Source organism: Streptomyces venezuelae (genome assembly GCF_008642335.1).
Taxonomy (GTDB): domain Bacteria; phylum Actinomycetota; class Actinomycetes; order Streptomycetales; family Streptomycetaceae; genus Streptomyces; species Streptomyces venezuelae_F.
Genome location: NZ_CP029191.1, coordinates 1,861,226 through 1,885,832, shown reverse-complemented (window position 1 = coordinate 1,885,832; position 24,607 = coordinate 1,861,226). Strand labels below are relative to the sequence as shown.

At 72.1% G+C, this 24,607-nt stretch carries 22 protein-coding genes; 14 read left to right on the top strand and 8 right to left on the bottom strand.

Annotation, left to right across the window (positions count from 1 at the left end; translation table 11 throughout):
• Window positions 1-123 precede the first annotated feature (123 nt).
• Window positions 124-1,632 (top strand): 30S ribosomal protein S1, encoded by a 1,509-nt coding sequence (gene rpsA / locus DEJ49_RS08465; RefSeq protein WP_150183547.1) that lies wholly within the window; start codon window positions 124-126, stop codon window positions 1,630-1,632.
• Window positions 1,633-1,787: 155 nt separating this feature from the next.
• Here the strand turns inward: rpsA and DEJ49_RS08460 are convergent, their stop codons facing one another.
• Complete coding sequence (locus tag DEJ49_RS08460) at window positions 1,788-2,759, bottom strand: right-handed parallel beta-helix repeat-containing protein (protein WP_150183546.1); 972 nt, start codon at window positions 2,757-2,759, stop codon at window positions 1,788-1,790.
• Window positions 2,760-2,970: 211 nt separating this feature from the next.
• Between DEJ49_RS08460 and DEJ49_RS08455 the strand changes: the two genes are divergently transcribed.
• The 3 genes from DEJ49_RS08455 to DEJ49_RS08445 all read left to right on the top strand — a co-directional run bounded on the left by DEJ49_RS08455 (window position 2,971) and on the right by DEJ49_RS08445 (window position 5,022).
• The gene (locus DEJ49_RS08455) at window positions 2,971-3,909 is read left to right on the top strand and encodes a PAC2 family protein (RefSeq protein WP_150183545.1); all 939 of its coding nucleotides are present in this window, start codon (window positions 2,971-2,973) and stop codon (window positions 3,907-3,909) included.
• A gap of 23 nt (window positions 3,910-3,932) precedes the next feature.
• Window positions 3,933-4,532, top strand: coding sequence for a dephospho-CoA kinase (gene coaE / locus DEJ49_RS08450; RefSeq protein WP_150183544.1), 600 nt, complete (start codon window positions 3,933-3,935; stop codon window positions 4,530-4,532).
• Between the two features lie 124 nt (window positions 4,533-4,656).
• Window positions 4,657-5,022 (top strand): tetratricopeptide repeat protein, encoded by a 366-nt coding sequence (locus tag DEJ49_RS08445; protein WP_150183543.1) that lies wholly within the window; start codon window positions 4,657-4,659, stop codon window positions 5,020-5,022.
• Window positions 5,023-5,052: 30 nt separating this feature from the next.
• Here the strand turns inward: DEJ49_RS08445 and DEJ49_RS08440 are convergent, their stop codons facing one another.
• A complete protein-coding gene (locus DEJ49_RS08440) occupies window positions 5,053-5,313 on the bottom strand; it encodes a DUF6343 family protein (RefSeq protein WP_150188116.1) in 261 nt (86 codons plus the stop codon).
• A gap of 129 nt (window positions 5,314-5,442) precedes the next feature.
• Between DEJ49_RS08440 and DEJ49_RS08435 the strand changes: the two genes are divergently transcribed.
• On the top strand, window positions 5,443-6,351 hold the full coding sequence (locus tag DEJ49_RS08435; protein WP_150188115.1) for an acyltransferase domain-containing protein: 909 nt from the start codon (window positions 5,443-5,445) through the stop codon (window positions 6,349-6,351).
• 58 nt (window positions 6,352-6,409) lie between these two features.
• Window positions 6,410-7,117 carry a class I SAM-dependent methyltransferase gene (locus tag DEJ49_RS08430; RefSeq protein ID WP_223832771.1) on the top strand — a complete coding sequence of 236 codons (708 nt, stop codon included), beginning with the start codon at window positions 6,410-6,412 and terminating at the stop codon, window positions 7,115-7,117.
• A 31-nt stretch (window positions 7,118-7,148) separates the two neighbouring features.
• Here DEJ49_RS08430 and DEJ49_RS08425 read toward each other — a convergent pair whose 3' ends face one another.
• Window positions 7,149-7,583 (bottom strand): RNA-binding S4 domain-containing protein, encoded by a 435-nt coding sequence (locus tag DEJ49_RS08425; RefSeq protein ID WP_150183542.1) that lies wholly within the window; start codon window positions 7,581-7,583, stop codon window positions 7,149-7,151.
• Between the two features lie 131 nt (window positions 7,584-7,714).
• On the opposite strand from DEJ49_RS08425, the gene DEJ49_RS08420 reads away from it, so the two are divergent.
• From DEJ49_RS08420 to DEJ49_RS08395, 6 genes are all read left to right on the top strand, one after another.
• The gene (locus DEJ49_RS08420; RefSeq protein ID WP_150183541.1) at window positions 7,715-9,142 is read left to right on the top strand and encodes a M20/M25/M40 family metallo-hydrolase; all 1,428 of its coding nucleotides are present in this window, start codon (window positions 7,715-7,717) and stop codon (window positions 9,140-9,142) included.
• Entirely contained in the window at window positions 9,139-10,698 is a 1,560-nt protein-coding gene (locus tag DEJ49_RS08415; protein ID WP_150183540.1) for a YfcC family protein, read from the top strand. Before DEJ49_RS08420 ends, DEJ49_RS08415 begins: the two co-directional genes overlap by 4 nt.
• A gap of 46 nt (window positions 10,699-10,744) precedes the next feature.
• A complete protein-coding gene (locus DEJ49_RS08410) occupies window positions 10,745-11,494 on the top strand; it encodes a uracil-DNA glycosylase (RefSeq protein ID WP_150183539.1) in 750 nt (249 codons plus the stop codon).
• 32 nt (window positions 11,495-11,526) lie between these two features.
• Entirely contained in the window at window positions 11,527-12,717 is a 1,191-nt protein-coding gene (locus DEJ49_RS08405) for a nitrate/nitrite transporter (protein WP_150183538.1), read from the top strand.
• A 25-nt stretch (window positions 12,718-12,742) separates the two neighbouring features.
• Complete coding sequence (gene pip, locus DEJ49_RS08400; protein ID WP_150183537.1) at window positions 12,743-13,696, top strand: prolyl aminopeptidase; 954 nt, start codon at window positions 12,743-12,745, stop codon at window positions 13,694-13,696.
• Window positions 13,697-13,835: 139 nt separating this feature from the next.
• Entirely contained in the window at window positions 13,836-14,822 is a 987-nt protein-coding gene (locus tag DEJ49_RS08395) for a glycoside hydrolase family 6 protein (protein ID WP_190329296.1), read from the top strand.
• A gap of 9 nt (window positions 14,823-14,831) precedes the next feature.
• On the opposite strand, the gene DEJ49_RS08390 is transcribed toward DEJ49_RS08395, so the two are convergent.
• The 4 genes from DEJ49_RS08390 to DEJ49_RS08375 are packed head-to-tail and all read right to left on the bottom strand — an operon-like array spanning window position 14,832 to window position 18,598.
• Window positions 14,832-15,245 carry a RidA family protein gene (locus tag DEJ49_RS08390; protein ID WP_150183536.1) on the bottom strand — a complete coding sequence of 138 codons (414 nt, stop codon included), beginning with the start codon at window positions 15,243-15,245 and terminating at the stop codon, window positions 14,832-14,834.
• Between the two features lie 55 nt (window positions 15,246-15,300).
• Complete coding sequence (locus DEJ49_RS08385) at window positions 15,301-16,317, bottom strand: hypothetical protein (RefSeq protein ID WP_150183535.1); 1,017 nt, start codon at window positions 16,315-16,317, stop codon at window positions 15,301-15,303.
• Complete coding sequence (locus DEJ49_RS08380; RefSeq protein WP_150183534.1) at window positions 16,314-17,603, bottom strand: MFS transporter; 1,290 nt, start codon at window positions 17,601-17,603, stop codon at window positions 16,314-16,316. The genes DEJ49_RS08385 and DEJ49_RS08380 overlap by 4 nt, the downstream gene beginning before the upstream one ends.
• 20 nt (window positions 17,604-17,623) lie before the next feature.
• Window positions 17,624-18,598, bottom strand: coding sequence for a metallophosphoesterase family protein (locus DEJ49_RS08375; protein ID WP_150183533.1), 975 nt, complete (start codon window positions 18,596-18,598; stop codon window positions 17,624-17,626).
• A gap of 280 nt (window positions 18,599-18,878) precedes the next feature.
• Between DEJ49_RS08375 and DEJ49_RS08370 the strand changes: the two genes are divergently transcribed.
• Together DEJ49_RS08370 and DEJ49_RS36950 are read left to right on the top strand one after the other, a co-directional pair.
• Window positions 18,879-21,842, top strand: a complete 2,964-nt coding sequence (locus tag DEJ49_RS08370; RefSeq protein ID WP_150183532.1) for a DEAD/DEAH box helicase — start codon at window positions 18,879-18,881, stop codon at window positions 21,840-21,842.
• Window positions 21,839-23,983 carry an SWIM zinc finger family protein gene (locus tag DEJ49_RS36950; protein ID WP_411757144.1) on the top strand — a complete coding sequence of 715 codons (2,145 nt, stop codon included), beginning with the start codon at window positions 21,839-21,841 and terminating at the stop codon, window positions 23,981-23,983. The genes DEJ49_RS08370 and DEJ49_RS36950 overlap by 4 nt, the downstream gene beginning before the upstream one ends.
• A 14-nt stretch (window positions 23,984-23,997) precedes the next feature.
• Here DEJ49_RS36950 and DEJ49_RS08355 read toward each other — a convergent pair whose 3' ends face one another.
• A complete protein-coding gene (locus DEJ49_RS08355; RefSeq protein WP_150183531.1) occupies window positions 23,998-24,582 on the bottom strand; it encodes a DUF4291 domain-containing protein in 585 nt (194 codons plus the stop codon).
• Between the last annotated feature and the right edge of the window lie 25 nt (window positions 24,583-24,607).

Here is a 24,607-nt window from a genome sequence, read left to right as displayed (position 1 = left end):
CGAGGCGCCTTCCGTTTCGCGGGAGTCGCGCTTCCTAGGCTGTCCGGCTTCTACAGAGTGCGAAATCGGCTCCGGCGTTGCAGTACCTACGACTTCAATGTCCGTACCGGAGCCCTTTCCCACATGACGAGCAGCACCGAGACCACCGCCACCACTCCGCAGGTAGCGGTCAACGACATCGGTAACGAGGAAGCCTTCCTCGCCGCGATCGACGAGACGATCAAGTACTTCAACGACGGCGACATCGTCGACGGCGTCATCGTGAAGGTCGACCGGGACGAGGTCCTGCTCGACATCGGTTACAAGACCGAAGGCGTCATCCCCAGCCGCGAGCTCTCCATCAAGCACGACGTCGACCCGAACGAGGTCGTCGCCGTCGGTGACGAGATCGAGGCCCTGGTTCTCCAGAAGGAGGACAAGGAAGGCCGTCTGATCCTGTCCAAGAAGCGCGCTCAGTACGAGCGTGCCTGGGGCACGATCGAGAAGATCAAGGAAGAAGACGGCATCGTCACCGGTACCGTCATCGAGGTCGTCAAGGGTGGTCTCATCCTCGACATCGGCCTCCGTGGCTTCCTGCCGGCCTCCCTCGTCGAGATGCGCCGCGTCCGCGACCTTCAGCCCTACGTGGGCAAGGAGCTCGAGGCCAAGATCATCGAGCTGGACAAGAACCGCAACAACGTGGTCCTGTCCCGCCGTGCCTGGCTCGAGCAGACCCAGAGCGAGGTCCGCCAGACCTTCCTCACGACCCTGCAGAAGGGCCAGGTCCGCTCCGGCGTCGTTTCCTCGATCGTCAACTTCGGTGCGTTCGTGGACCTCGGCGGCGTCGACGGTCTCGTCCACGTCTCCGAGCTCTCCTGGAAGCACATCGACCACCCCTCCGAGGTTGTCGAGGTCGGCCAGGAAGTCACCGTCGAGGTTCTCGACGTGGACATGGACCGCGAGCGTGTCTCCCTGTCGCTCAAGGCGACGCAGGAAGACCCGTGGCAGCAGTTCGCCCGCACGCACCAGATCGGGCAGGTCGTTCCCGGTAAGGTCACCAAGCTCGTTCCGTTCGGTGCGTTCGTGCGCGTCGACGAGGGCATCGAGGGCCTGGTCCACATCTCCGAGCTGGCCGAGCGCCACGTGGAGATCCCGGAGCAGGTCGTCCAGGTCAACGACGAGATCTTCGTCAAGGTCATCGACATCGACCTCGAGCGTCGCCGGATCTCGCTGTCGCTGAAGCAGGCCAACGAGTCCTTCGGCGCCGACCCGTCGGCCGTCGAGTTCGACCCGACCCTGTACGGCATGGCCGCGTCCTACGACGACCAGGGCAACTACATCTACCCCGAGGGCTTCGACCCCGAGACGAACGACTGGCTCGAGGGCTTCGAGACCCAGCGCGAGGCTTGGGAGGGCCAGTACGCCGAGGCGCAGCAGCGCTTCGAGCAGCACCAGGCCCAGGTCATCAAGTCCCGCGAGGCGGACGCCCAGGCCGAGGCCGAGGGTGCGGCGGCTCCGGCCGGCGCGGCCCCGTCCGCCGGTACCGGTGGCGGCGGTTCGTACTCCTCGGAGTCGGACGACAACTCCGGCGCCCTTGCTTCCGACGAGGCGCTTGCCGCGCTGCGTGAGAAGCTCGCCGGCGGTCAGAGCTGACCTCGCGTCGCTCTCTCTAGGCGGTAGTTGAACGTTGCGGGCCCGTACCTCTTCGGAGGTGCGGGCCCGCTTCTGTGTTTTCGGGTGCCGGTTCGGTGGGGGCTGGGCGCGCAGTTCCCCGCGCCCCTAAAAGCTTGTCCCTTCGGGACCTGCTTCTAGGGGGTCACCGGGATGTTCGTCAGGCCCCTGCCGCCCGTCACCGTGTTGCTCGCGTAGACCGTCGTCTTGCACGACGTGCTCTGGTTCGTCACGTTGATGGCCAGTTGTTTGTCGCCCGTGGCGCCCGTCAGGGTGGACCTGTTGGCGCGGAAGACCGTGCCGCAGCCCCAGCCGGACTGCTGGGAGTGGGTTTCGTAGCCGTTGTTCGTGGTGTTCTTGCCCGTGTTGTTCTCGATGACGTAGTTGTTGCCCTTCACGTCGATCCACGAGTCGTCGTAATGGTTGCCGGTCAGGCCCCTGCCGTCGAACGTGTTGCCCGAGACCTTGCCGCCGGTGGTGCCCTCCTTGAGGTCGACCGCCTCGCCGCCCACGTCCGGGCCGATGGTGTTGCCGAGGATCTGGACGCGGTCGCTCTTGTCGGAGAGCGTGTTGGCGGTGCCTACGTAGACGCCCTCTCCCATGCCGCGGTCGTCGTTCCCGGTGTCGTAGATCCGCGAGTTCTTGATCACGCCGTCGCTGCTCGACGTGCGGAAGTGGACGCCTTCCATGTCGAGGCCGTGGACGGTGACGGTGTCCACGACGACGCCCCGCGCGGAGTCGATCATGATGCCCTTCTGGCCGCCGGTGACGGTGAGGCCCTTCACCGTCCAGTACGCGGCGCCGTTCAGATGGAGGCCGTAGCCGCCGCCCGCCTTGAGCACCGCCTTCGACGAACCGGTCAGCGTGATGCGGGAGTTGGCGCTCGCCGCCACGGAGGTCTTGAAGTTCCCGGAGTACGTTCCGTCGGCGACGTGGATCGTGTCGCCGGGGGAGGCGTCGCCCAGCGCCGCCTTCAGCTCGGCGGCCGTGGACACCTCGATGGTCCGCGTCGGGGCGGATGACGCGGTCGCGGCGGAGGGCGCGGCCAGGAGTGCGGTGGTGGCTGTCGTGGCGAACAGGGCGGTGAGCAGGGGGCGTCGGGTGCGCATGGGGGTGGCCTTCCCGTCGGCTGAGGCTGAGGTGTGTTCTTGAGTAAGTTCTTGTACATGAACACTGGACGTACCCATGAACGTAGAGGCGGGGCATGTCCGCGTCAAGGTATGGACCAGCTCTTCAACTCGTCGACTGGGCAAGGAAGGCCGGGAATGCCCGTGACGCTGCGCGTGTTCTCCACTACGAACACGAGGAGGAGCGGTCACAGTGCTTGATCCGCAGGGTTTGTACGCATGGGAGCCGAAGGGCCTCGCCGTCGTCGACATGGCGCTCGCCCAGGAGTCGGCCGGACTTGTCATGCTCTACCACTTCGACGGATACATCGACGCGGGCGAAACCGGCGACCAGATCGTCGAGCGGCTCACGGACAGCCTGCCCGGGCAGGTGGTGGCCAGGTTCGACCACGACCGGCTCGTGGACTACCGCGCCCGCCGCCCGCTGCTCACCTTCCGGCGCGACCGCTGGAGCGACTACGAAGTGCCGACGCTCGACGTCCGCCTCGTCCAGGACGCCACCGGCGCGCCCTTCCTGCTGCTTTCCGGGCCCGAGCCCGACGTCGAGTGGGAGCGGTTCGCGACGGCCGTCCAGCAGATCGTGGAGCGGCTCGGCGTGCGGCTCTCCGTGAACTTCCACGGCATCCCCATGGGGGTGCCGCACACCCGCCCCGTAGGACTCACCCCGCACGGCAACCGCACCGACCTGGTGCCGGGACACCGCAGTCCCTTCGACGAGGCGCAGGTGCCGGGCAGTGCCGCGTCCCTCGTCGAGTACCGCCTCCTGGAGGCGGGCCACGACGTGCTGGGCGTCGCCGCGCACGTGCCGCACTACATCGCGCGCTCCGCGTACCCCGACGCCGCCCTGACGGTCCTGGAGGCCATAACGGGGGCTACCGGACTGGTGCTGCCGAGCGTCGCCCACGGGCTGCGCACCGAGGCGCACCGGACGCAGACCGAGATCGACCGGCAGATCCAGGAGGGCGACGAGGAACTCGTCGCGCTCGTCCAGGGCCTCGAGCACCAGTACGACGCCGCGGCGGGCGCGCAGGAGCGGGGCAACATGCTCGCCGAGCCGGTGGACATCCCGTCGGCGGACGAGATCGGCCGTGACTTCGAACGCTTCCTCGCCGAGCGCGAGGGCGACGCGTAGGGCCAGGCCCTAGGCTTCCGTGCATGCTGAAAGTTGGCCTGACCGGCGGCATCGGTGCCGGTAAGAGTGAGGTGTCGCGGCTGCTCGTCGCGGCGGGTGCCGTGTTGATCGACGCGGACAAGATCGCGCGGGAAGTCGTGGAGCCCGGAACTCCCGGTCTGGCGGCCGTCGTCGAGGCTTTCGGCGCGGACGTCCTCGCTCCGGACGGCTCGCTCGACCGGCCGAAGCTGGGCGCGGTCGTCTTCGCGGACGCCGAGAAGCTGGCCGCGCTCAACGCGATCGTGCACCCCCTGGTGGGCGCCCGCTCCGCCGAGCTCGAACAGGCCGCGTCCGGCGACGCCGTCGTCGTCCACGACGTGCCCCTCCTCACCGAGAACGGCCTCGCGCCGCTCTACGACCTCGTGATCGTCGTCGACGCGAGCCCCGCCACCCAGCTGGACCGCCTGGTGCGCCTGCGTGGCATGAGCGAAGAGGACGCCCGCGCGCGGATGGCAGCCCAGGCCACCCGCGAGAAGCGCCTGGAGATCGCGGACATCGTGATCGACAACGACGGCCCGCTGGAAGGTCTCCCGAAGCGGGTCGCTGAGGTCTGGGCGGACCTGGAACGCAGGGCACGCGCGTAGCACCCGCACAGCGGTCGGCACGGGAGAGATCGCCACGCGCGCGTGGGGCACGTGTTCCCGTGCGTGCGGAATAGGCCGGGGTGCGGCGGGCGTTGACGCGGGGGAGCGAGGGAAGGAGCCCGGCGTGCCCGAAATCACCCCGGAGACCCATGTCATCGACTTCCGGGCGGCTGAGCAGCTTCTTGCCGCCCGGGATCCGCGCGGCGCGGTGAAACTGCTCGACACCGTCATCGCCGCCCACCCCGAGAACACGGCCGCCCGTCTGCTGCGGGCCCGCGCCTTCTTCGCCGCCGCGCAACTGCGCGCCGCCGAGCTGGAGTTCAGCATCGTCCTGGAGCGCGAGCCGGACAACGCGTTCGCGCACTTCGCGCTGGCCCGCACCTACCAACGCGGCGCGCGGCCAGAGCAGGCGCGCCGCCACTTCCGGCTCGCGGCCGCTCTCGACCCGCAGCCCGAGTACCTGGCGGCGGCCCGCTTCGACGACGAGTAGGCGCACACTGTCCTGCCCGGCGCCCGGTGACTACCGGGCGCCGGGCGGTTCGTACGGCGGCACGCCCCTGCCCGGCTGGTAGTGCGGGCCCTGCCGCATCCGGTGTACGACCCACGCCATATCGGCGGCGATCACGACGAGCAGCGCCCCGCACACCGCGGCCCACCCCGTGCGGCCGGCGAGCGCGAAGGCCACGGTGCCGAAGACGGCCCAGGCCAGGCCCCATACGCTGAACCAGAAACGCATCCGCAGGGGACTGCGCGCGGTCACCGGTTCACTGCCTGTACGCATCATGTGAGGTCATCTCCTCCTTTACAGGATAAAGAGGGTGGGAACGTGCTGGAAGCGCTCAGGGCCGACGAAAACCTAGCCGCGTGGCTGAGGGAGCTGGAGGACGCGGGTGAGCCGCAGGCCGCCGCGGTGCTTCCGGACGCCGACGAGCTGCCGGAGGTGCTCCTCGACCTCGCCGTGCCGCACGAGGACATCAACCCGCTCGTGGCGCTGCGCGGCCGGCTGTGGGCGGACCCGGAGGCGCGCTGGCTGCTCGACCGGTGCACGGACGCCGTCGTGCGCGACATGGGAAAGGTCGTCGGAGGGCAGCTGTCCGCGCCGCCCGTGCTGCCCGAGGCGTGGGGCGAGCTGGGGCGCTGCTTCTCCGTGTACGTGTACGTGGCGGCGCTGGAGCACGTACGCGCGTACCACCGCGGACGCGGCATCCCCGACGACGTCTCGCGGCGCACCCTCGCCGACCTCGGGCGCCATCTGGCGGTGCACCGCAGGGCGCGCGGCAGCCGGGGGCTCCTCGTGCCGGACTGGCTCGCTCTGCACTTCCGGGGCGAGCTGTACCAGTTGGGGAGGCTGCAGTTCCAGCGGGCCGTGCTGGGCGAGCGCATGGGCGGCGCGGCCGCGGCGGCCGGGCACCGGGCGGGACCGGGGGACCTGTGCCTGAACATCCACATCACCGACTTCCGGGGCGCGTTGACGCCGGAGGCCTGTGACCGGTCGCTGTCCCTGGCGCGGGAGTTCTTCGCCCGCCACTTCCCCGAGGAACGTTTCGAGACAGCCGTCTGCCATTCCTGGCTGCTCGACCCGCAGCTGCGGACCTACCTTCCCGACGACTCGAACATCGTCCGCTTCCAGCGGCGATTCCGTCTCGCGGCGGGGTATGGGCGGGAGCCGTCGGACGGCGACCCGATCGGCTTCGTCTTCGGCGACCGGGACCTTCCCGTGGCCGAACTTCCCAGGCGCACGCGGGTGGAGCGGGCCGTCGGCGACCACGTGCGGGCGGGTGGCCACTGGTACACGGGGCATGGCTGGTTCCCGCTGTAGCGGGCGGGACGGTGCGGGCGCCGGGAACCGGACGTGCCGCACGCTTCGTTGGGCGGGCATGAGCGTGGAGATGCGTGAGGGATACGAGGGGACAGGACCCGGCGCGATCACGCCGGACGGGTGCGCGGTCGAGCTGTACACGCGCCTGTCCGTCGGGGACGAGCCCGATGTCATCGAGGCCGCGGCGCCCGCCGGGGCGCACATCCTGGAACTCGGCTGTGGTGCGGGCCGGGTGACCCGCCCGCTCCTGGAGCGGGGCTTCCGGGTCACGGCCGTGGACGAGTCCGCCGAGATGCTGGAGAAGGTCGCCGTGCTCGACGGCGGGGTGCGGACGGTCCGCAGCCCCATAGAGAAGCTCGACCTGGACGAGAAGTTCCCCGTGGTGATGCTCGCGTCGTTCCTCGTGCACACGGGCGACGAGGCCGTCCGGCGCGGGATGCTGCGCGTCTGCCGCAGCCACGTCACGGACCAGGGCTGCGTGCTGATCCAGCGGGAGGGCGCGGACTACCACACGAACCTGCCGAGAGAGCGGGTCGACCCGGGGGGCTACACGGTGCGGATCGTGTCGGCGACGCCGGTCGGCGACGGCGTGAACGAGGTGCGCGCGGAGTACGTCTTCCCGGACGCCGAGTGGACCCAGACGTTCCGGGCCAGACCCCTCGACCGGGAGCAGTTCGAGACGGCGCTCACGGAGGCGGGCCTGAAGGTCGACGCGTACCTGACGGAGGACGGCACGTGGGTGCGGGCGGTCCCGGTGGCCCTCTAGCCCCTATCCCATAGCCCCCAGCTCCACGCTCCTAGCCCTCCGCTCCCCGCAGCCGCTCCATCTCGCGGCGGTCCCGCTTCGTGGGGCGGCCGGTGCCGCGGTCGCGGATGCCCGCGGGGGCGACCGCCTCGCGGGGCGGCGGGGGCGGCGAGTTGTCGACGTAGCACTCGACGGCGACGGGCGCGCCGACGCGCTTGCGGATGAGGCGCTTCACGACGACGATGCGCTCCCGGCCGCCGGCCTGGCGTACGCGCACCTCGTCGCCCACGTGCAGGCCGTACGCGGGCTTGACGCGCTCCCCGTTGACCCGGACGTGGCCGCCCTTGCACGCGGCGGCGCCCGCCGAACGGGTCTTGGCGAGACGGACCGACCAGATCCACGCATCGACCCGCACGGAACCCTCCCCCGTCGAACCACCGCCCGGCGCGGCGCCCCGGCCGCCGTCCCCTGAAGTCTCCGAAGCCATGTGTCGACCTTAGTCCGGCTTCGGTGCGGCATGTCTGCCTCCCGGCGAGCCGTCCGGAATCCGCTGAGCCCGGCCGCCGATAATGCGGACCGATCGCATCAAATCGGTCGCCACTCCCGGGAGCGCTGCCCATGACGTCTTTCGAAGCCACCGTCGACGGTCTGATGGACGGACTCCGCGCCGACCTGGAACGGCTCGCCGCGATCCCCTCGATCGCGTTCCCCGGCTTCCCCGCCGGGCCGGTCGAGGAGGCGCACGACCTGGTGGCCGGGCTGCTGCGCGACGCCGGTGTCCCGCACGTCGAGCGGCTCGACCTGCCGGACACCGCCCCCGTGATCTACGGGGAGATCCCGCCCCCGTCGCCGGACGCGCCGACCGTCCTGCTCTACGGCCACTACGACGTGCAGCCGCCCGGCGACGCGTCGCTCTGGAAGTCCCCGCCCTTCGAGCCCACGCCGGTCGAGGGCGGGCTGCGCGCCCGGGGCATCGCGGACGACAAGTCCAACGTGATCGCGCACCTCGGGATGGTGCGGGCCTACGAGGGGCGGCCGCCGGTCGGGGTCAAGTTCGTCATCGAGGGACAGGAGGAGTACGGGGGCTCCTTCGACGACTACCCGCCCACCGACCCGGATCGGTTCGCCTGCGACGCCATGGTCATCGCCGACCTCGGCAACCTGCGCCCCGGCACCCCCACCCTCACCACCGGACTGCGCGGCGCCGCCGAGGTGACCGTCGAGGTCCGCACCCTCGACGAGCCGCGCCACAGCGGCGAGTTCGGCGGCGCGGCCCCCGACGCGCTGCTCGTCCTCCTCAAGGCCCTCGCCACCCTGCACGACGTCCACGGAGACGTCGCCGTCGAAGGGCTGCGACGCGAGGAGTGGACCGGCACCTCGTACACAGAGGAAGAGTTCCGCTCGCTCGCGGGCGTACGCGAGGGCGTGCCGCTCGTGGGCAGCGGCAGCCTCGGCGAACGGCTGTGGAGCGGGCCCGCGATCACCGTCATCGGTCTGGACGCGCCCGGCGTGCAGCACGCCGCCTCCGCCGTGGTGCCGCACGCCAGAGCCAAACTGAACCTCCGCTTCCACCCGAGGCAGGACCCGAGGGAGGCGCAGCACAGGCTCGTCGAGCACCTGCGCTCCCTCAGGCCCTTCGGCGTTCCGCTCACCGTCACGCCCGGCGACACCGGGCCCGGCTTCGAGGCCGCCACCGGGGGCCCCGCCCACCGCGCCGCGCTCGCCGCCCTGCGGGAGGGCTGGGGGCAGGACGCCTCGTACGTGGCGACCGGCGGGTCCATTCCGCTCGTCAACGGGCTCGCCAAGGCGGCCCCCGGCGCCGAGGTGCTGCTCTTCGGCGCGCAGGACAGCATGTGCAATCTGCACGCCCCGAACGAGCGCGTCCTCTTCTCGGAGCTGCGCGGCACGGTCATCGCGCTGTGCGCCTTCGTAAGGGAGTACGCGGCCGGCTTCGGCGGGCAGGGCGGTGAGGGCGGTCAGGGCGGTCAGGGCGGTGAGGGCGGTCAGGACGGGCGGCCGGGAGAGTCGCGCGGCGGTGCCGCATGAGCACCGCGTCCGCACCTTCGGAAGAAAAGCCGCCCACGAAGGCCAAGTTCGCCTTCCCCAGCGCCCTGACCGTCCTCGCGATCGTCACCGTCGCCGTCTGGCTGCTCGCCTTCCTCGTCCCCTCGGGACAGTACGACCGCGACAGAGCCGGCGCCCCCGTAGAGGGCACCTACCACCGCGTCGACTCCGGGCAGTCCTTCGTCGACCGCCTCAACGACCTCTTCCTGTCGCCCGTCAACGGGCTCTACGGCATCCAGGACGAGAAGACCGCGCTGGTCGCGCCCGACAACACGGGAGCGCTGTACGGCAGCGCCGGTGTGTTCCTCTTCGTCCTCGCCATCGGCGCGTTCATCACCGTCGTCTTCGCGACCGGCGCGCTCGACCGCGGCATCGGACGGCTCGCGCACCGGCTGCGTGAGCGCGGGGCGCTGCTCATCGCCGGCGTCATGGTCGTGTTCTCGCTGCTCGGCACGGTCGAGGGCTTCGCCGAGGAGACGCTCGGCTTCTACGGTCTGATCGTGCCGTTGATGCTCGCCCTCGGGTACGACCGCATGACCGCGGTCGGCGTGATCATCCTCGGTGCGGGCGTCGGGGTGCTCTGCTCGACGGTGAACCCCTTCGCGACGGGCGTCGCCTCGTCCGCTGCGGGCATCTCGCTCGGCGACGGCATCGTGCTCCGCTCCGCCATGTGGATCGTGCTGACCGGCGTCACCGTCGCGTACGTCATCCGCTATGCGCAACGCGTCCGGCGCGACCCCGAGCGCTCCCTCTCCGGATTCCTGCCCGGCGACCGGAACCGGGACCACGACCGGGACCGGGACCGGGATCGGGATCGGATCTCCGATGACGACTCCGACGTGCCCGAGCTCACCGGTCTGCACAAGGCCGTGCTCGTCACCACGGGCCTCGTCTTCGCCTTCATGATCTTCTCGGTCGTGCCGTGGTCGAGCGCGCTGACGGGCAAGGCCGACGCGACACCGTACGGATTCGAACTCGGCTGGTCCTTCCCGCAGCTGGCCGCGCTCTTCCTGTGCGCGGCGGTCCTCGTCGGGCTCGTCGCGCGCATGGGGGAGCAGCGGCTGAGCTCGACGATCATCCAGGGCGCGGCCGATTTCGTCTCGCCCGCGCTGGTCATCCTGCTCGCCCGCGGCGTCACGGCGATCATGAACAACTCGAAGATCACGGACACCGTGCTGCACTCCATCGAAGGGGTCGTGAAGGGAACGTCCTCGGGGCTCTTCGCCGTCATCGTCTTCCTGGTGAACCTGCCGCTGGCCTTCCTGATCCCCTCCACCTCCGGCCACGCCACGCTCGCCATGCCGATCCTCGCCCCGCTCGCCGACTTCGCGGGCGTCTCGCGGGCGGTCGTCGTGACGGCCTGGCAGGCGGCCAGCGGCTGGATGAACCTGTGGGTGCCGACGACGGCCGTCACCATCGGCGGCGTGGCGCTCGCGAAGGTCGGCTACGACAAGTACCTGCGGTTCGTGTGGCCGCTCCTCGTCGTTCTCGCCGTGCTGATCTGCGGGTTCGTGGCGCTGGGGGCCGTGGCGACCTGAGCGGGCCCGGCGCGGGTGCGGGCGCGGACGTACGTACGGTGGGGGCATGGACGGCCTGAGCGAACTGGACCAGCGGATCACCGAGTGCCGCGCCTGCCCCCGGCTCGTCGCGTGGCGCGAGGAGGTGGCGCGCACCAAGCGCGCGGCGTTCGAGGACTGGGATTATTGGGGGCGGCCCGTGCCCGGCTTCGGGCCGCACGACGCCGCGCTCCTCATCGTCGGCCTCGCGCCCGCCGCGCACGGCGCCAACCGCACGGGACGGATGTTCACCGGCGACCGTTCGGGCGCGTTCCTCTACCCGGCGCTGTACAACGTCGGGCTCGCCTCCCGGCCCACGGCCGAGAGCGCCGACGACGGCCTGACGCTGTACGGCACCCGCATCACCTCGCCCGTGCACTGCGCGCCGCCCGCCAACAAGCCCACCACGGAGGAACGTGACACATGCCGCTCCTGGCTGGTGAGCGAGCTGAAGCTGCTCGCCCCGACGCTCAGGGCGGTCGTCGTGCTCGGCGGCTTCGGCTGGCAGGCCGCGTTCCCCGCCTTCGCCGCCGCGGGCTGGCAGGTGCCGAGGCCGCGCCCGACGTTCGGGCACGGGGCGCACGTACGGCTCGCGGTCGACCCGGAACACCCACAACGCCCGGAGCAGGAGGCGCAGGAGCCGCTGGACGTCTTCGGTTGCTTCCACGTCAGCCAGCGCAACACGTTCACCGGCCGCCTCACCCCGGAGATGCTGCGGGAGGTGCTGCGCACGGCGGCCTTCGAGGCGGGGCTCCACCCGAACAGCCCAGCGAAGTAGCCGCACTGGGCACCCATTCCTAACGTGAGGACGTGGACGAGACTCGCGCAGCCAAGCCCCCCGGCGCCGCCTACCGCAACCTGGTGCTGGCGACCATCGGCTTCACGCTCACCTTCTGGGCGTGGGACCTGGTGGCCCCCCTCGGCAGCGACTTCAAGGACCGGCTGAACCTGAGCTCCTTCGAGCAGTCGCTCCTGGTCGCCGTGCCGGTGATCGTCGGCTCGCTGGGCCGCGTGCCCGTCGGCGCGCTCACCGACCGCTACGGCGCCAAGAAGATGTTCCCGCTCGTCTCGGCGCTCACCATCGTCCCGGTGCTGCTGATCATCCCGGCCAAGCACAGCTTCGGCGCGATGCTCGCGGTGGGTTTCCTGCTCGGCCTCGGCGGGACGACGTTCGCCATCGGCATCCCGCTGGTGAACTCCTGGTTCCCGCCCGCCCGCAGGGGCTTCGCGCTCGGGGTCTTCGGCATGGGCATGGGTGGCGTGGCACTCTCCGGCTACTTCACCCCGCGCATCGCCAAGCACGGCGAGAACCTGCCGTTCGTCGTCGTGGCGATCGCGCTCGCCGCCTTCGCGGTGCTCGCCTTCTTCCTCATCTCCGACCGCCCCGACCGTCCCGTCCCCACCAGCTCCCTCGGCACCCGCCTCGGGCAGGCGGGACGGCTGCGGGTGACGTGGGAGCTCTCCGCCCTCTACGCGATCGGCTTCGGCGGGATCGTCGCGTTCGGGGTGTACCTGCCCACGTATCTGAAGACCTGGTACGACCTGTCGCCCACCGACGCGGGCACCAAGGCCGCCGGTTTCGCACTCGTCACCGTGATCTTCCGGCCCATCGGCGGCTGGCTCTCCGACCGGATCCACCCGGCCACGGTCACCACGGTCGCCCTCGCGGTCGTCGCGTTCTTCGCCGTCGTGCAGGCCTTCGACCCGACGCTGAACCCGATGGGCACGATCTGCTTCCTGTGCATGGCGGCGGGCCTCGGCACCGCGAGCGGCAGCGTCTTCGCCCTCGTCTCGCAGGTCACCCCGCAGCCGCAGGTCGGCTCCGTCACGGGCATCGTGGGCGCGGTGGGCGGTCTCGGCGGGTTCCTGCCGCCGCTGGTCATGGGCGCGATCTACAGCGCCAAGGACTCGTACTCCATCGGCTTCATGCTTCTCTCCGACCTGGCGCTCGCGGGCTGCGTGTACGCGTACGGGCGCATGCGAAACGCGAAGGCGGAGTGAGCGGGGGCGCGGTTACCCTGCCCCGATGGCTCTCTATCCGGACATCGAACCCTACGACCACGGCATGCTCGACGTCGGTGACGGCAACCGCGTGTACTGGGAGACCTGCGGAAACCCGCACGGCAAGCCGGCCGTGGTGCTGCACGGAGGACCCGGTTCCGGCTGCACGCCCTTCTCCCGCCGCTACTTCGACCCCGACGCGTACCGGATCGTCCTGCTCGACCAGCGCGGCGCGGGCCGTTCCACGCCGCACGCGAGCGATCCGGCGACCGACATGTCCGTCAACACGATCAAGCATCTGACGGCCGACCTGGAGCTGCTGCGGCGCCACCTGGGCATCGGGCGGTGGCTCGTGTGGGGCGCCTCGTTCGGTTCGGTGCTGGGCCTGCGGTACGCGCAGACGTACCCCGACCGCGTCTCGGAGCTGGTCCTCACGGGGGTCGCCACGGGCAGCCGCGCCGAGGTCGACCTGCTGACACGAGGGCTCGGGCGGATCTTTCCCGAGGCGTGGGAGGCGTTCCGCGACGGAGTGCCGGAAGGGGAGCGCGACGGAGACCTGGCCGCCGCCTACAACCGCCTCCTGGAGTCACCCGACCCCGACGTACGGGCTGCCGCGGCGCGAGCCTGGACGGACTGGGAGACGGCGTTCGTACCGGCGCCGCCGCGGTCCGTGCCGCGCTACGAGGACGCGGCGTTCCGGGCCGGCTTCGCGCGCACCGTCACGCACTACTTCGCCCACGACCACTGGCTCGGCGGTGACGAGGTCGTCCTGCGGGACGCGGATTCCCTGCGGGGGATCCCGGGCGTGATGGTGCAGGGCACCCTGGACTTCGGGAACCTGCTCGGCATTCCGTGGCGGCTGCGGGAGGCGTGGCCCGACAGCGAGTTGGTGCTCGTCGACCTCGCGGGCCACAACGCGGGGGCGCGCGGCATCGCGGAGGAGCTGAGGGCGGCGACGGACCGGTTCCGGCAGGCGTGATGCCGGAGCCGCCGTCGGAGTGATTTTCGGGTGAACCGCGGTCGCGGCGGCGGGGGCGTGCGGTGCCGTCGGGGCGGGCCGACCCCAGACTCCGGGAAAGCGCCGGGCAGGACCGGTGCCGAGCCACTGGAGCCGCCCGGTGTCCCCGTCGTCCTCCCGCCGCCTCCGCCTCCGCGTGGCCCTTGCCACGGCACTGCTTCTGGGCGCACCAGGCTTCGCTCTCACCCCCGGCGACACCGCCCCCGGCGACACCGCCTCCGTGTTCTGGGTCGACCCGCAGAGCGCCGCCGCCCGTCAGGCCGCGGAGTGGCGGCGGGCGGGCAGGGAGGGGGACGCCCGGCTCATCGAGCGCATCGCCGGGCGGCCGCAGGCGTTCTGGCTGCACAGCGACGGTGCCGGTGCCGTGGTGCGGGAGCACGTCGAGGCGGCGGCCGCGGCGGGGCGTACGGCGGTCCTCGTGGCGTACTTCGTGCCGCACCGGGACTGCGGCGCGTACTCGTCGGGCGGGGCCCGCGACGCCGCGCACTACCGCCGGTGGATCGACGACTTCGCCGCCGGCCTCGGCTCGCACGGCGCGTACGTGATCGTCGAACCGGACGCCGTCGCCCACCTGGTGGCGGGCTGCCCGGGCGCGAACGCGGCCGAGCGGTACGGGCTGCTCGCCCACGCGGTCGAGCGCCTGAAGCGTCAGCCGCACACGAAGGTGTACGTCGACGCGGGCAACGCGGGCTGGATCCCCGACGAACGCCGCCTGGTCGCCCCGCTGCGCGGCGCGGGCATCGCGGAGGCCGACGGCTTCGCCCTGAACGTCTCCAACTACCAGACCGACGCCGTCAGTTCCGTGTACGGGCACCGCCTCGCCCGAGCGCTCGGCGGCGGCAAGCGCTTCGTCATCGACAGTAGCCGTAACGGAAACGGCCCGTACCGAGGCGCCCAGTCCTGGTGCAACCCGCCGGGCCGCGCCCTCGGCACGCCCCCCACCACCAATACAGGCGACCCCTCCCTCGACGCCTACCTGTGGATCAAGCGCCCCGGCGAGTCGGACGGAACGTGCCGGGGCGGCCCGAAGGCGGGCCAGTGGTGGCCGGAGTACGCCTTGGGCCTGGCCGGCCGGGCCCGCGGCTAGGACGCGGGGCTAAGCCGGGTCGGGGACGACTGCGGTGGCGGTGATCTCGACGAGCTGCCCCGAATAGCCGAGGCAGGACGTGCCGAGCAGGGTGGATGTGTGCGGCCCGTCGTGCAGGGCGGAACCGCGCACGACCTCCCACGCCGTGCTGAGCGCCGCGGGCTCGTCGCCGACCACGTACACCGTGCTGGCGACCACCTGTGACAGGTCGCTGCCCACCGCGCGCAGGGCCTCGTCGAGGTTGGCGATGACCTGCGCGGTCTGCCGGGCGATGTCGCCCTCGCCCACGAGTTTCCCCTCGGGGTCGAGCGGGACGGAGCCCGCCATGAAGGCGAGCCGCGTACCGGCCTCGACGACGGCGGCGTGGGCGTATCCGGGAGGCGGGAAGAGGGTGGGGACGACGGTGCGTTCGGATGTGGTCATGGGGTGAGCGTGCGGGGTCGGCGGCGCGTACGCATCCGATTTTCCGCCCAGGGGGTCACCGCACCGCCGCCGGTGAACTGCCGCCGCGTACCCGCAGAACAGGGTCCCCCGAGCCGTCCGCCCGGGACGTCCAGATGTCCTGTTTACGGCCGTCCGCGCCCGGCAGGGCGTACGCGAGCGTGTCGTCGTCCAGCCAGGCCGCCTGGTCGTCGACGCTGTGCCGTTCGGCGAGCGGGTGCTCGCGCATCGTGCGGAGGTCGAGGACGTACAGCCGCCACGGGTCCCGCGTGCCCTTCCGCACCCGCTTCTTGAAGGCGATGCGCGTGTTGTCCGGGGAGAGCGAGGGACACTCGACGTTCGAACGCAGCGCGGTCGCCGACCACTTCGCCATGTCGCCCCGTACGAGGTACGTCTTGCCCTTCGTCGACACCGTCGCGTAGAAGCGGTTGTCGTCCTTCGCGAAGGTCACGCCCCAGTAGTTGACGTCGGGGGAGTGGTAGCGGCGGCCGTCGAGGGTGAGGGGGATCTCCTCCATGTTCTTGATGAGGTAACCCGTACGGGTGTCCAGGATCGACGTACGGGTGGAGAACGACGAGCCCGCGTACGAGTCGCCCGTCGCGAACATCGTCCAGGACAGCATCCGCCCCGACGCCGAGACGCGCGCCCGGTTGGGGATGCCGGTCAGGGCGATCCGGCGCTTCTCGCGGAGCCGGTCGTCCAGGACGACCGCGTACGACTTGGGCGGGATCCCCGCCCTGCGCTGCAGGCAGAGTCCCGTGCCCGCGGCGGCGTAGAAGCGCTCGCAGGACGGGCCGCCGGTGGTGCGCGCGCCGCCGCCCCCGTCCTCGGAGACCGGGACGCGGGCGACCCGGCCCGCCGCTTCTGTCGTACTGCGGAAGTAGAGCTTGCCCCGGTCCAGGCCGAACTCCGAGGTCGCGTCGGCCGATTCGGCGCGTTCGGCCGCCTGCAGCGTGTACGTGACGGCGACGCCCGCGAGGACCGCGGCCGCCGCGGCCACGGCGACGACGCGGGAGCGGAGGGAGGAGAGCGGGGAGGGGGACTGTGGCTTCACGAGGTGCCTCCGGAAGATGTGTCCGACCGCGGGAGCAGCACCGCCGCCCCGGCGACCGCCACTGTCAGTGCGACCACCGCGCAGGTCAGCGCGGTCTCGACGCCCCACAGCGTCCACGCGGCACCGAACCCGGCCGCGGCGACGAGCCGGGCGAGGGCCTGTCCTGTCTGCAGGACGGCCATGCCGCTCGCCCGCCGCTCCTGGGCGACCACGGGGGCGACCAGCGCCATGAGGACGCCGTCGGTGGCCGCGTAGAAGACACCGAGGAGCAGCAGTACGCCGATGAGGAGCGGCCAGCCGTCGGTGGGCGCGAGCAGGAGGACGTAGCCGCCGAGCAGCGCGACGTGTCCGGCGAGGAACGGCACGCGGCGCCCGATGCGGTCGCCGAGCCGCCCGGCCGGGATGGCGAGCAGCAGGTAGACGGCGGCGGCGCCCAGCGGCAGGAGCGGGAACCACGAGATGGCGAAGTCGAGCCGTCGCTGGAGGAGGAGGTAGAGGAACGCGTCGCCGATGGTGGCGGCGCCGAGCAGCGCCGCCGCGAGGAGGACGCGTCGGAAGGCGGGGACGCGGAGCAGGGCGAGGGCGCGAGGACGTGCGGCGGCGGGCCGGTGTCGTTCGGGGTCCTGGCGTGGTGGTCGCAGTGAGACCTGCGACAGGTGTCCCGGCACGAAGGCGACCAGCATCAGCACTCCGAGCAGCCCGAAGCAGAAGCTGACGACGAACACGGCGTCGTACGCGTCCGCCGTCGCCCACAGCAGCGCGAACGCGGCGAGCGGCCCGAGCAGCGCGCCCGTCGTGTCCATCGCCCGGTGCACACCGAAGGCGCGGCCCAGCGTGTCGGGCGGGCTGCTCAGCGAGATGAGGGCGTCGCGCGGGGCGGTGCGCACGCCCTTGCCGATGCGGTCGGCGGCGAGCGCCGCGCCGATCCCGGCGGTGGCGCCGCCCGCGAGGAGCAGCCCGAGGCGGGAGAGCGCGGAGAGGGCGTACCCGCCGCCCGCGACGAGTTTGTGCCGGCCACCGCGGTCGGCGGCGTACCCGCCGGCCAGGCGTACCAGGGCCGTGACTCCGTTGTAGAGCCCGTCGAGGAAACCGAACTGGAGAGGGGAGAGGCCGAGTTGGAGGACGAAGTAGAGCGGCAGGACGGCCGTGACCATCTCGGAGGAGATGTCCGTGACCAGGCTGACCGCGCCGAGCGCGAGGACGGGTCCCGCGACGCGGCCGCGCCGGGCCTCGGACTGTTCCTGCTCCGAGGCCTTGGCGACCGCGTCGGTGGTGGCCAGATACATGGCGTTCGCGTTCGTCCGGCTCAGCGGCAGTTGTAGGACGGGCTGGTGTCCTTCGTGGAGCCGTCCGTGCCGACGAGGTTCCAGGAGAACCCGGTGTCGGTGAAGTTCAGCTTCACGACACCGAAGGTGTCGGTGAGCCGCTTCTGGCTGTTGGGCTGGACCTCCTCGATGTCGTACGGGTTGGCGCCGCCCATGCCGCCGAGCAGCTCGACGATGCCGTTGGCGTCGGCCTTGCCGTCCGCGTTCTGCGGGGCGAACCGCTCGTAGTGGTGGTCGTGTCCGTTGAGGACCAGCTCGGCCTTGTTGGCCTGGAGCAGTTTCCAGACCGGGCGGCCGACCGGGTCGTTGCCGTGCTCGCCGGAGGAGAAGAGCGGGTGGTGCCAGTACGCGGCCACGCACTTCTTGGAGTTGGCGGCGAGGTCGTCCTTGAGCCAGTCGATCTGCTCGTCGTCGTCGAAGTTGTTGGAGTCGAGGGCGATGAAGTGCCAGTTGCCCTGGTCGAAGCTGTAGTAGGCCTCGCCGTCGGGGTAGGCGACGGACCCGAAGTAGGACTTGTAGCCCTTGAACGCGCCCGCCGGGTCGTAGCTCTCGTGGTTGCCGGGCACGGGCCGCGTCTTGCTCTTGAAGGCGCCCCAAGTCTTGTCGTAGTACTTCTGGAAGTCCTTCAGGCGCGCGTCGTCGTACTGGTTGTCGCCCATGGTCATCACGAAGGACGGGTTGATCTGCTTGACCAGAGCGGCGGTCTTGGCGTGCTTGCAGCTGCTGCTGCTCGCCGTGCACTGCTCGGCGATGTCACCGGCGGCGACCGCGGTGAACCCGGCGCGGGCCGCGGCGGGCGCCGCGGCGGGGGAGGCGTCGGCCTCACCGGCGGGGGACCAGAGCAGTACGCCGCCGACGAGGGCGAGCGAGGCGCCTGCGGCGATGGGGATGCCGAGGCGGGCCTTGCGGGTGCGGGAATTCGGGCGGGAAGTGGTGGTGCGCGGAGTGAGCGGCATGTCCGTCTCCTCGGGAGGCGTGGGGGGTGCCGAACCGTCAATCCGGAATCCTGGCGACGCGGCATGTGCGCGTCAATAACTTGGGATGAATTATTGTTAGGAAAGTTTCCTGCCAGTGTTCATGTGGGGCGGGCGGGGCGGGTGGGACGCGTGGGAGACCAGGTGCCGGGGTGCCGGTGGGCGGCAGGCCGGTTGCGGCGGCGTTGTCAGTGGCCTCGCCTAGGGTGGCGAGCACGAGTGGCAGGTGCGTGAGCAGGGGCTGAGCTAGGCGGTGGTGACGATGGGGGTCGAGGTGCCTGAGGGGCGCGACGGCGCCGCCCTCGCACGCTCCCGTGCCGCGCTCGTGCGTTCCTGTGCCGCCGTCTTCCTCCCGGCGGAGGTGCCGCGGGAGGGGCGGGTCGCTTTCTGGAACCCCGGCCCGGACGCGGAGGCCGAGCTCGACGACACCGATATCGGCGTACGCGGTGACCTGGTCGTCGCCCGCAAGCACGGCAACGGCGCGCGGAGCCGCACGGTGCCCGCGCTGTTCCTGCCCGTCGCCGAAGCCGTGCCGCTGCTGCTCCGCGCCGAGCGCCCGCACCCCGCGGTGGCCTGCTGGGGCGCCGCCGCCCGGCACGCGCTGCACCTGGCGGCGCGGGGCAGGCTGCTGCCCGGGCTGACTCCGGGGGACGTGGACGCGTGGCGGGCGGGCCCGCTGGACGAGGCCGACGTCGTCCATCTGCGCGCCATCGCCGCGGCGCTCCCCGCGGAGGCGCACGCGGTGCCGCTGCCGGGGCACGGGCCGGGCCCCCTGCTCCTCCCGCAGCCGTTCGCCCTGATCAGAGCGTTCGTGGACGCAGTGCTCGACGCCCTGCCCCGCACACCCGCCGCCGCGCACGCGGTCGGCGCCCCCTTCGCCGCGCGCGAGCCGCAGCACCTGCCGGGTGCCCGGGAGTGGGCGGCCGAGGTGGCCGCCGGCATGGACGCGGGGGTACGCGTGTCACTCCGCCTCGACCTGCGGGCGCACGAGGTGTTCGACGGGGGCGAGGGCTCCCGGGGTGGGGGCGACGCGGAGGCGGCCGTGGAGGTCGCCGACGCGGCGGCCGACCGCGCGGAGGTCCGCGCCTCCGTCGCCAGTCCCGCCGCCGCCGTCGTCCAGGTGCACAGCCTCGCCGACCCCGCGCTCGTCGCGGACGTGCCCGAGCTCTGGGCCGGTACCGATCACTTCGGGCCGCGCGCCCGCGTCGACACGCTGCTCGCGCTGCGCCGCGCGGCCCGCGTGTGGCCCCCGCTCGGCAGACTCCTGGAGCGGCCGCGGCCCGACGTGCTACCGCTGGGCGAGGAGGAGTTGTACGACCTCCTGGGCGCCGCCGCCGGTCGGCTCGCCGCGGCGGGCGTGGCCGTCCACTGGCCCAGGGAGCTCACCCGCGGGCTCACCGCCACCGCCGTCGTCCGCCCCGCCCCCGGCACCGCCGCCGACAACTTCGACTTCTTCAAGACCGAGGAACTCCTCGAATTCCGCTGGCAGTTGGCGCTCGGCGACCAGGCGGACGACCCGCTGACCGAGGCGGAGCTCGACCTCCTCGCGGAGGCGCACCGCCCGGTCGTCCGGCTCCGGGACCAGTGGGTCCTGGTCGACCCCGCGCTCGTCCGCAAGGCGCGCAAGCGGGACCTCGGGTTGCTCGACCCGGTGGACGCCCTGTCGGTCGCGCTGACCGGCACCGCCGAGGTGGACGGCGAGCAGGTGCCCGCCGTGCCGGTCGGCGCGCTGGCGAGGCTGCGCGAACGCGTGACGGGAGACCTCGACGTACCGGCCCCGCCGCCGGGCCTGCGCGCGACCCTCCGCGACTACCAGCTCAAGGGTCTCGCCTGGCTCGACCGCATGACCTCCCTCGGCCTCGGCGGCTGTCTCGCCGACGACATGGGCCTCGGCAAGACGATCACCGTCATCGCCCTGCACCTGCACCGCGCGCAGGACGCGCCCACGCTCGTGGTCTGCCCGGCCTCGCTGCTCGGCAACTGGCAGCGCGAGATCGAACGGTTCGCGCCCGGTGAGCCGGTCCGCCGCTTCCACGGCACGGGTCGCACCCTCACCGGCCTGACCGGCGGCTTCGTCCTCACCACGTACGGCACGATGCGCACGAGCGCCGCCGAACTGGCCACCCAGAAGTGGGGCCTCGTCGTCGCGGACGAGGCCCAGCACGTCAAGAATCCGTACGCGGCGACGGCGAAGGCGCTGCGCACGATCCCCTCCCCGGCGCGGGTCGCGCTCACCGGCACCCCTGTCGAGAACAACCTCTCCGAGCTGTGGGCACTGCTCGACTGGACGACGCCGGGTCTGCTCGGGCCCCTGAAGGCGTTCCGGGCCCGCCACGCACGACTGGTGGAGGGCGGCGATCCCTCCGGGACCGGAGCGGACGAGGAGGCGCTGGACCGCCTCGCCCGTCTGGTCCGCCCCTTCCTCCTCCGCCGCAAGAAGTCGGACCCCGGTATCGCGCCGGAGCTCCCGCCGAAGACGGAGACCGACCACCCGGTGACCCTCACCCGCGAGCAGGCGTCGCTGTACGAGGCGGTGGTCCGCGAGACCCTCGCCCGGATCGAGGCGTCGGACGGCATGGCGCGGCGCGGCCTGGTCATGAAGCTGCTGATGGCGCTCAAGCAGATCTGCAACCACCCGGCGCAGTACCTGAAGGACGGCATGCTCACGACCCGGACGGGCCGTCCGCGCTCGGGCAAGCTGGAACTCCTGGACGAGCTCCTCGACACGATCCTCGCCGAGTCGGAGAGCGCGGGCGCGGTCCTGATCTTCACGCAGTACGTGGAGATGGCGCGCCTCCTGGAGGCGCACATGGCCGCGCGCGGCATCACCTCCCAGCTCCTGCATGGCGGTACGCCGGTCGCGCGCCGTGAGGAGATGGTGGACCGCTTCCAGTCGGGCGAGGTCCCTGTCTTCCTGCTCTCCCTGAAGGCTGCGGGCACGGGTCTGAACCTGACCCGCGCGGGCCATGTGATCCACTACGACCGCTGGTGGAACCCGGCGGTCGAGGAGCAGGCCACCGACCGCGCGTACCGCATCGGCCAGACCCAGCCCGTGCAGGTCCACCGGCTGGTCACCGAGGGAACGGTCGAGGACCGCATCGCCGAACTCCTCGCCGCGAAGCAGGCGTTGGCGGACGCGGTGCTCGGCGACGGCGGCGAGGCGGCGCTCACGGAACTGTCCGACGCGGAACTGGCGGACCTGGTCGCACTGAGGAGGGCGGCATGACGCCGCGGGGCAGCGGACGGCCGGGGCGGGGCGGTGGGCCGGAACGGGGCGGCAGGCCGGGGCGGGGCGGTGGTCTGGGCTGGGCCAGCGGCATGAGCGAGACGAGCCGCATGGGCAGCGGCCGCGTCTTCCCGGCCCTGCCGAAGCACCCCGACCCCGGGGCGCCGTTCGCCACGTCCTGGTGGGGCAACGCGTGGATCGACGCGCTGGAGGAGAGCGCCCTGGACCAGGCGCGGCTGGCCCGCGGCCGTACGTATGCGCGCGAGGGCGCGGTCGACACGATCACCGTCGCGCCGGGCCGCATCGTCGCGTACGTCCACGGGAGCCGTCCCCGGCCGTACCGCGCGGAGATCCGCATGCGGACGATGCTGCCCGAGCACTGGGACCGCTTCCTGGACGTGGTCGCCACGGATCCCGCGCGTATCGCCGCGCTGCTCGACCAGGAGATGCCGCACGCGCTGGCCGACGCGGCGGACCGGGCGGACGTCCCCCTCCTCCCCGGCGCCCGCGAACTGTCCCCCTCCTGCACGTGCCCGGACCGCGGCCACCCCTGCAAACACGCGGCAGCCCTCGCCTACCAGACGGCCCGCCTCCTGGACGCGGACCCGTTCGTCCTCCTGCTCCTGCGCGGCGGCGAGGAACAGGACCTCCTGGACGAACTCTCCCGGAGAAACGCGCGCAGGGGAGCGGCGGAGGCGGCGGACGCGCGGCGGGGTCCGCTGCGGGGTCCGCTGCGCGGGGCGGAGGCCTCGGAGGAACCTGGCACCGCGGGTGCCACGGACGACCCCCGCGTCGCGGGGGCCACGGGAGGTCGCCGCTTCGCGGCGGGGGAGCTCCGTGGCGCGGAGCCGAGCGGGAAACACCCGGTCGGCCAAGCGGACCCCACCAACGACGCCACCCCTCCAAACGAACACCAGCCAAGCCGCCACAGCGCTCCGACCCTGCCCGGGGGACAGCAACCACACCCGTCCGACGGCACCGGCCCTGCGGGCGGTCAGCAACTGCACGCGGACGGTGGTCCCGTCTCTCCCGGCGAGCAGCAGCTGCAGGCGGGTGGCGGGTCTGCCCCGCATGGCGGACGGCAGTCCAGCCCGGACGCCGCTCCCGCCCTGCCCGGCGGCCAGCAACCGCACCCGTCCGACGGCACCGGCCCTGCGGGCGGTCAGCAACTGCACGCGGACGGTGGTCCCGTCGGTCCCGGCGAGCAGGAGCTGCAGGCGGGTGGCGGGTCTGCCCCGCATGGCGGACGGCAGTCCCACTCGGACAGCGCTTCGGCCCTGCCCGGGGGACAGCAACCGCACCCGGCCGGCGCCCCCGACCCCGCGAACGGCCAGCAGCTGCACGTGGATGGTGGCTCTGCCCTGCCCGGCGGGCGGCAGCCGTGCCCGGACAGCACCGCTGCCCTCCCCGGCGAGCAACCGTCGCGCCCGGACAGCACCCCTGCCCTCCCCGGCGAGCAACCCTCGCCCCCGGACAACCCGGATAACCGTCCCGTCCTCCCCGGAGTCCTCGCCCGGGAGGTTCTCGGTGCGGCGTATCGCTCGCCGTTGCCCGCGCCCATGCCGGTGCCCGTGCAGCCCGGTGAGCCCCCCGTGTTGCCTGCTCTTTCCGGAGCTCCGGATCCGACGGCGTTGGAGTTTCTGATCACGGACGCCGCGCGCAGGGCCCACGCGTTTCTCGCGGGGGAGGCCGGTGCGGAGGCGTTCCCGGGGGACGGCTCAGCCTGGCACGACGCCGTCCGTCTCGCGGCCTCGCATCCCGGGCTCACGGGCCGCCGCACCTTCAGTCGTCAGTTCGCCGAGCTGGCCAGGTCCGTGGGGCGCACCCCCGCCGACCTCTCCCGCGCGGCCGCCGCCTGGCGGCAGGGCGGCGAGGCGGGGCTGGCGACCCTGGAGACCTCCTGGGACCCGCCGGCCGGGCCCTTCGACCGAGCCCGCGGCGCCCTCGTCGCCGCCGATCTGCCCCGGATGACGATCCACCGCAACCAGCTCACCAACGCGGAGGGCACGCTCCAACTCCGTTACGGGACGGACGGCCGCTGGTACCCGTACCGGAGCGAGCCGGGCGGAGACGACTGGTGGCCCGAAGGGGAGGCGGACGTCGACCCGGTGGGAGCGCTGGCCGGCGTGGCGGAGGCGTGAGGCAGGGAGTCGGATCAGGCGCGTAGGTGCGACAGGAGGTCGTCGCCCGCCGGGTACGCGCGCTCCTCCGGCAGCAGGCGCGTCGCCGCCTCCTCGTCCCCGGCCCGCACGAGCCCGTGGATCTCCCGCGCTCGGTCGGTGACGTCGGTGATCGAGACCGTCCACTCGTCCGCGAAGCGGCGGGACGCCTCGCCGGAGAGGCCCAATTGCAGGCTCCGGTACGGAAGAGCGTTGAGGTGGAGGTCCCGTTCCGGGTCCCACTGGACGCGGGCGGGGGAGCGTCGCAACTCGCGCTGCCACGCGGCCTGATCGGCGTGGAGGCCGCGCACGTAGTGGGAGAGGCACGCGTGGCGCAGCGCCCAGTCGAAGCCCTCACGGGTGATCTCGACGGCCAGGACCGTCTGTTGACCCTCTTTGGTCGCGTAACCGCAGCGGTACATCATCCACAGAAAGGACGGTTTGATCCACGTCATGCGGTCCCGCTTCCAGGCGGCGGGGAACCGCCCGGTGCGGGCCGCCGGGACACCGAGTTCCGGGGAGTACGCCTGGTAGACGGTGATGGTCGTGTCGGTGTGCAGGGCGCGTATCCGGTGGTTCATGGGGGATCAGCCTGCAGTCGCCAGA

Coding starts and splice junctions, on each gene's coding strand:
- rpsA (WP_150183547.1), top strand. CDS start 124: ATGACGAGCAGCACCGAGACCACCGCCACCACTCCGCAGGTAGCGGTC.
- DEJ49_RS08460 (WP_150183546.1), bottom strand. CDS start 2,759: ATGCGCACCCGACGCCCCCTGCTCACCGCCCTGTTCGCCACGACAGCC.
- coaE (WP_150183544.1), top strand. CDS start 3,933: ATGCTGAAAGTTGGCCTGACCGGCGGCATCGGTGCCGGTAAGAGTGAG.
- DEJ49_RS08440 (WP_150188116.1), bottom strand. CDS start 5,313: ATGCGTACAGGCAGTGAACCGGTGACCGCGCGCAGTCCCCTGCGGATG.
- DEJ49_RS08430 (WP_223832771.1), top strand. CDS start 6,410: ATGAGCGTGGAGATGCGTGAGGGATACGAGGGGACAGGACCCGGCGCG.
- DEJ49_RS08425 (WP_150183542.1), bottom strand. CDS start 7,583: ATGGCTTCGGAGACTTCAGGGGACGGCGGCCGGGGCGCCGCGCCGGGC.
- DEJ49_RS08420 (WP_150183541.1), top strand. CDS start 7,715: ATGACGTCTTTCGAAGCCACCGTCGACGGTCTGATGGACGGACTCCGC.
- DEJ49_RS08415 (WP_150183540.1), top strand. CDS start 9,139: ATGAGCACCGCGTCCGCACCTTCGGAAGAAAAGCCGCCCACGAAGGCC.
- DEJ49_RS08410 (WP_150183539.1), top strand. CDS start 10,745: ATGGACGGCCTGAGCGAACTGGACCAGCGGATCACCGAGTGCCGCGCC.
- pip (WP_150183537.1), top strand. CDS start 12,743: ATGGCTCTCTATCCGGACATCGAACCCTACGACCACGGCATGCTCGAC.
- DEJ49_RS08390 (WP_150183536.1), bottom strand. CDS start 15,245: ATGACCACATCCGAACGCACCGTCGTCCCCACCCTCTTCCCGCCTCCC.
- DEJ49_RS08380 (WP_150183534.1), bottom strand. CDS start 17,603: ATGTATCTGGCCACCACCGACGCGGTCGCCAAGGCCTCGGAGCAGGAA.
- DEJ49_RS08375 (WP_150183533.1), bottom strand. CDS start 18,598: ATGCCGCTCACTCCGCGCACCACCACTTCCCGCCCGAATTCCCGCACC.
- DEJ49_RS08370 (WP_150183532.1), top strand. CDS start 18,879: ATGGGGGTCGAGGTGCCTGAGGGGCGCGACGGCGCCGCCCTCGCACGC.
- DEJ49_RS36950 (WP_411757144.1), top strand. CDS start 21,839: ATGACGCCGCGGGGCAGCGGACGGCCGGGGCGGGGCGGTGGGCCGGAA.
- DEJ49_RS08355 (WP_150183531.1), bottom strand. CDS start 24,582: ATGAACCACCGGATACGCGCCCTGCACACCGACACGACCATCACCGTC.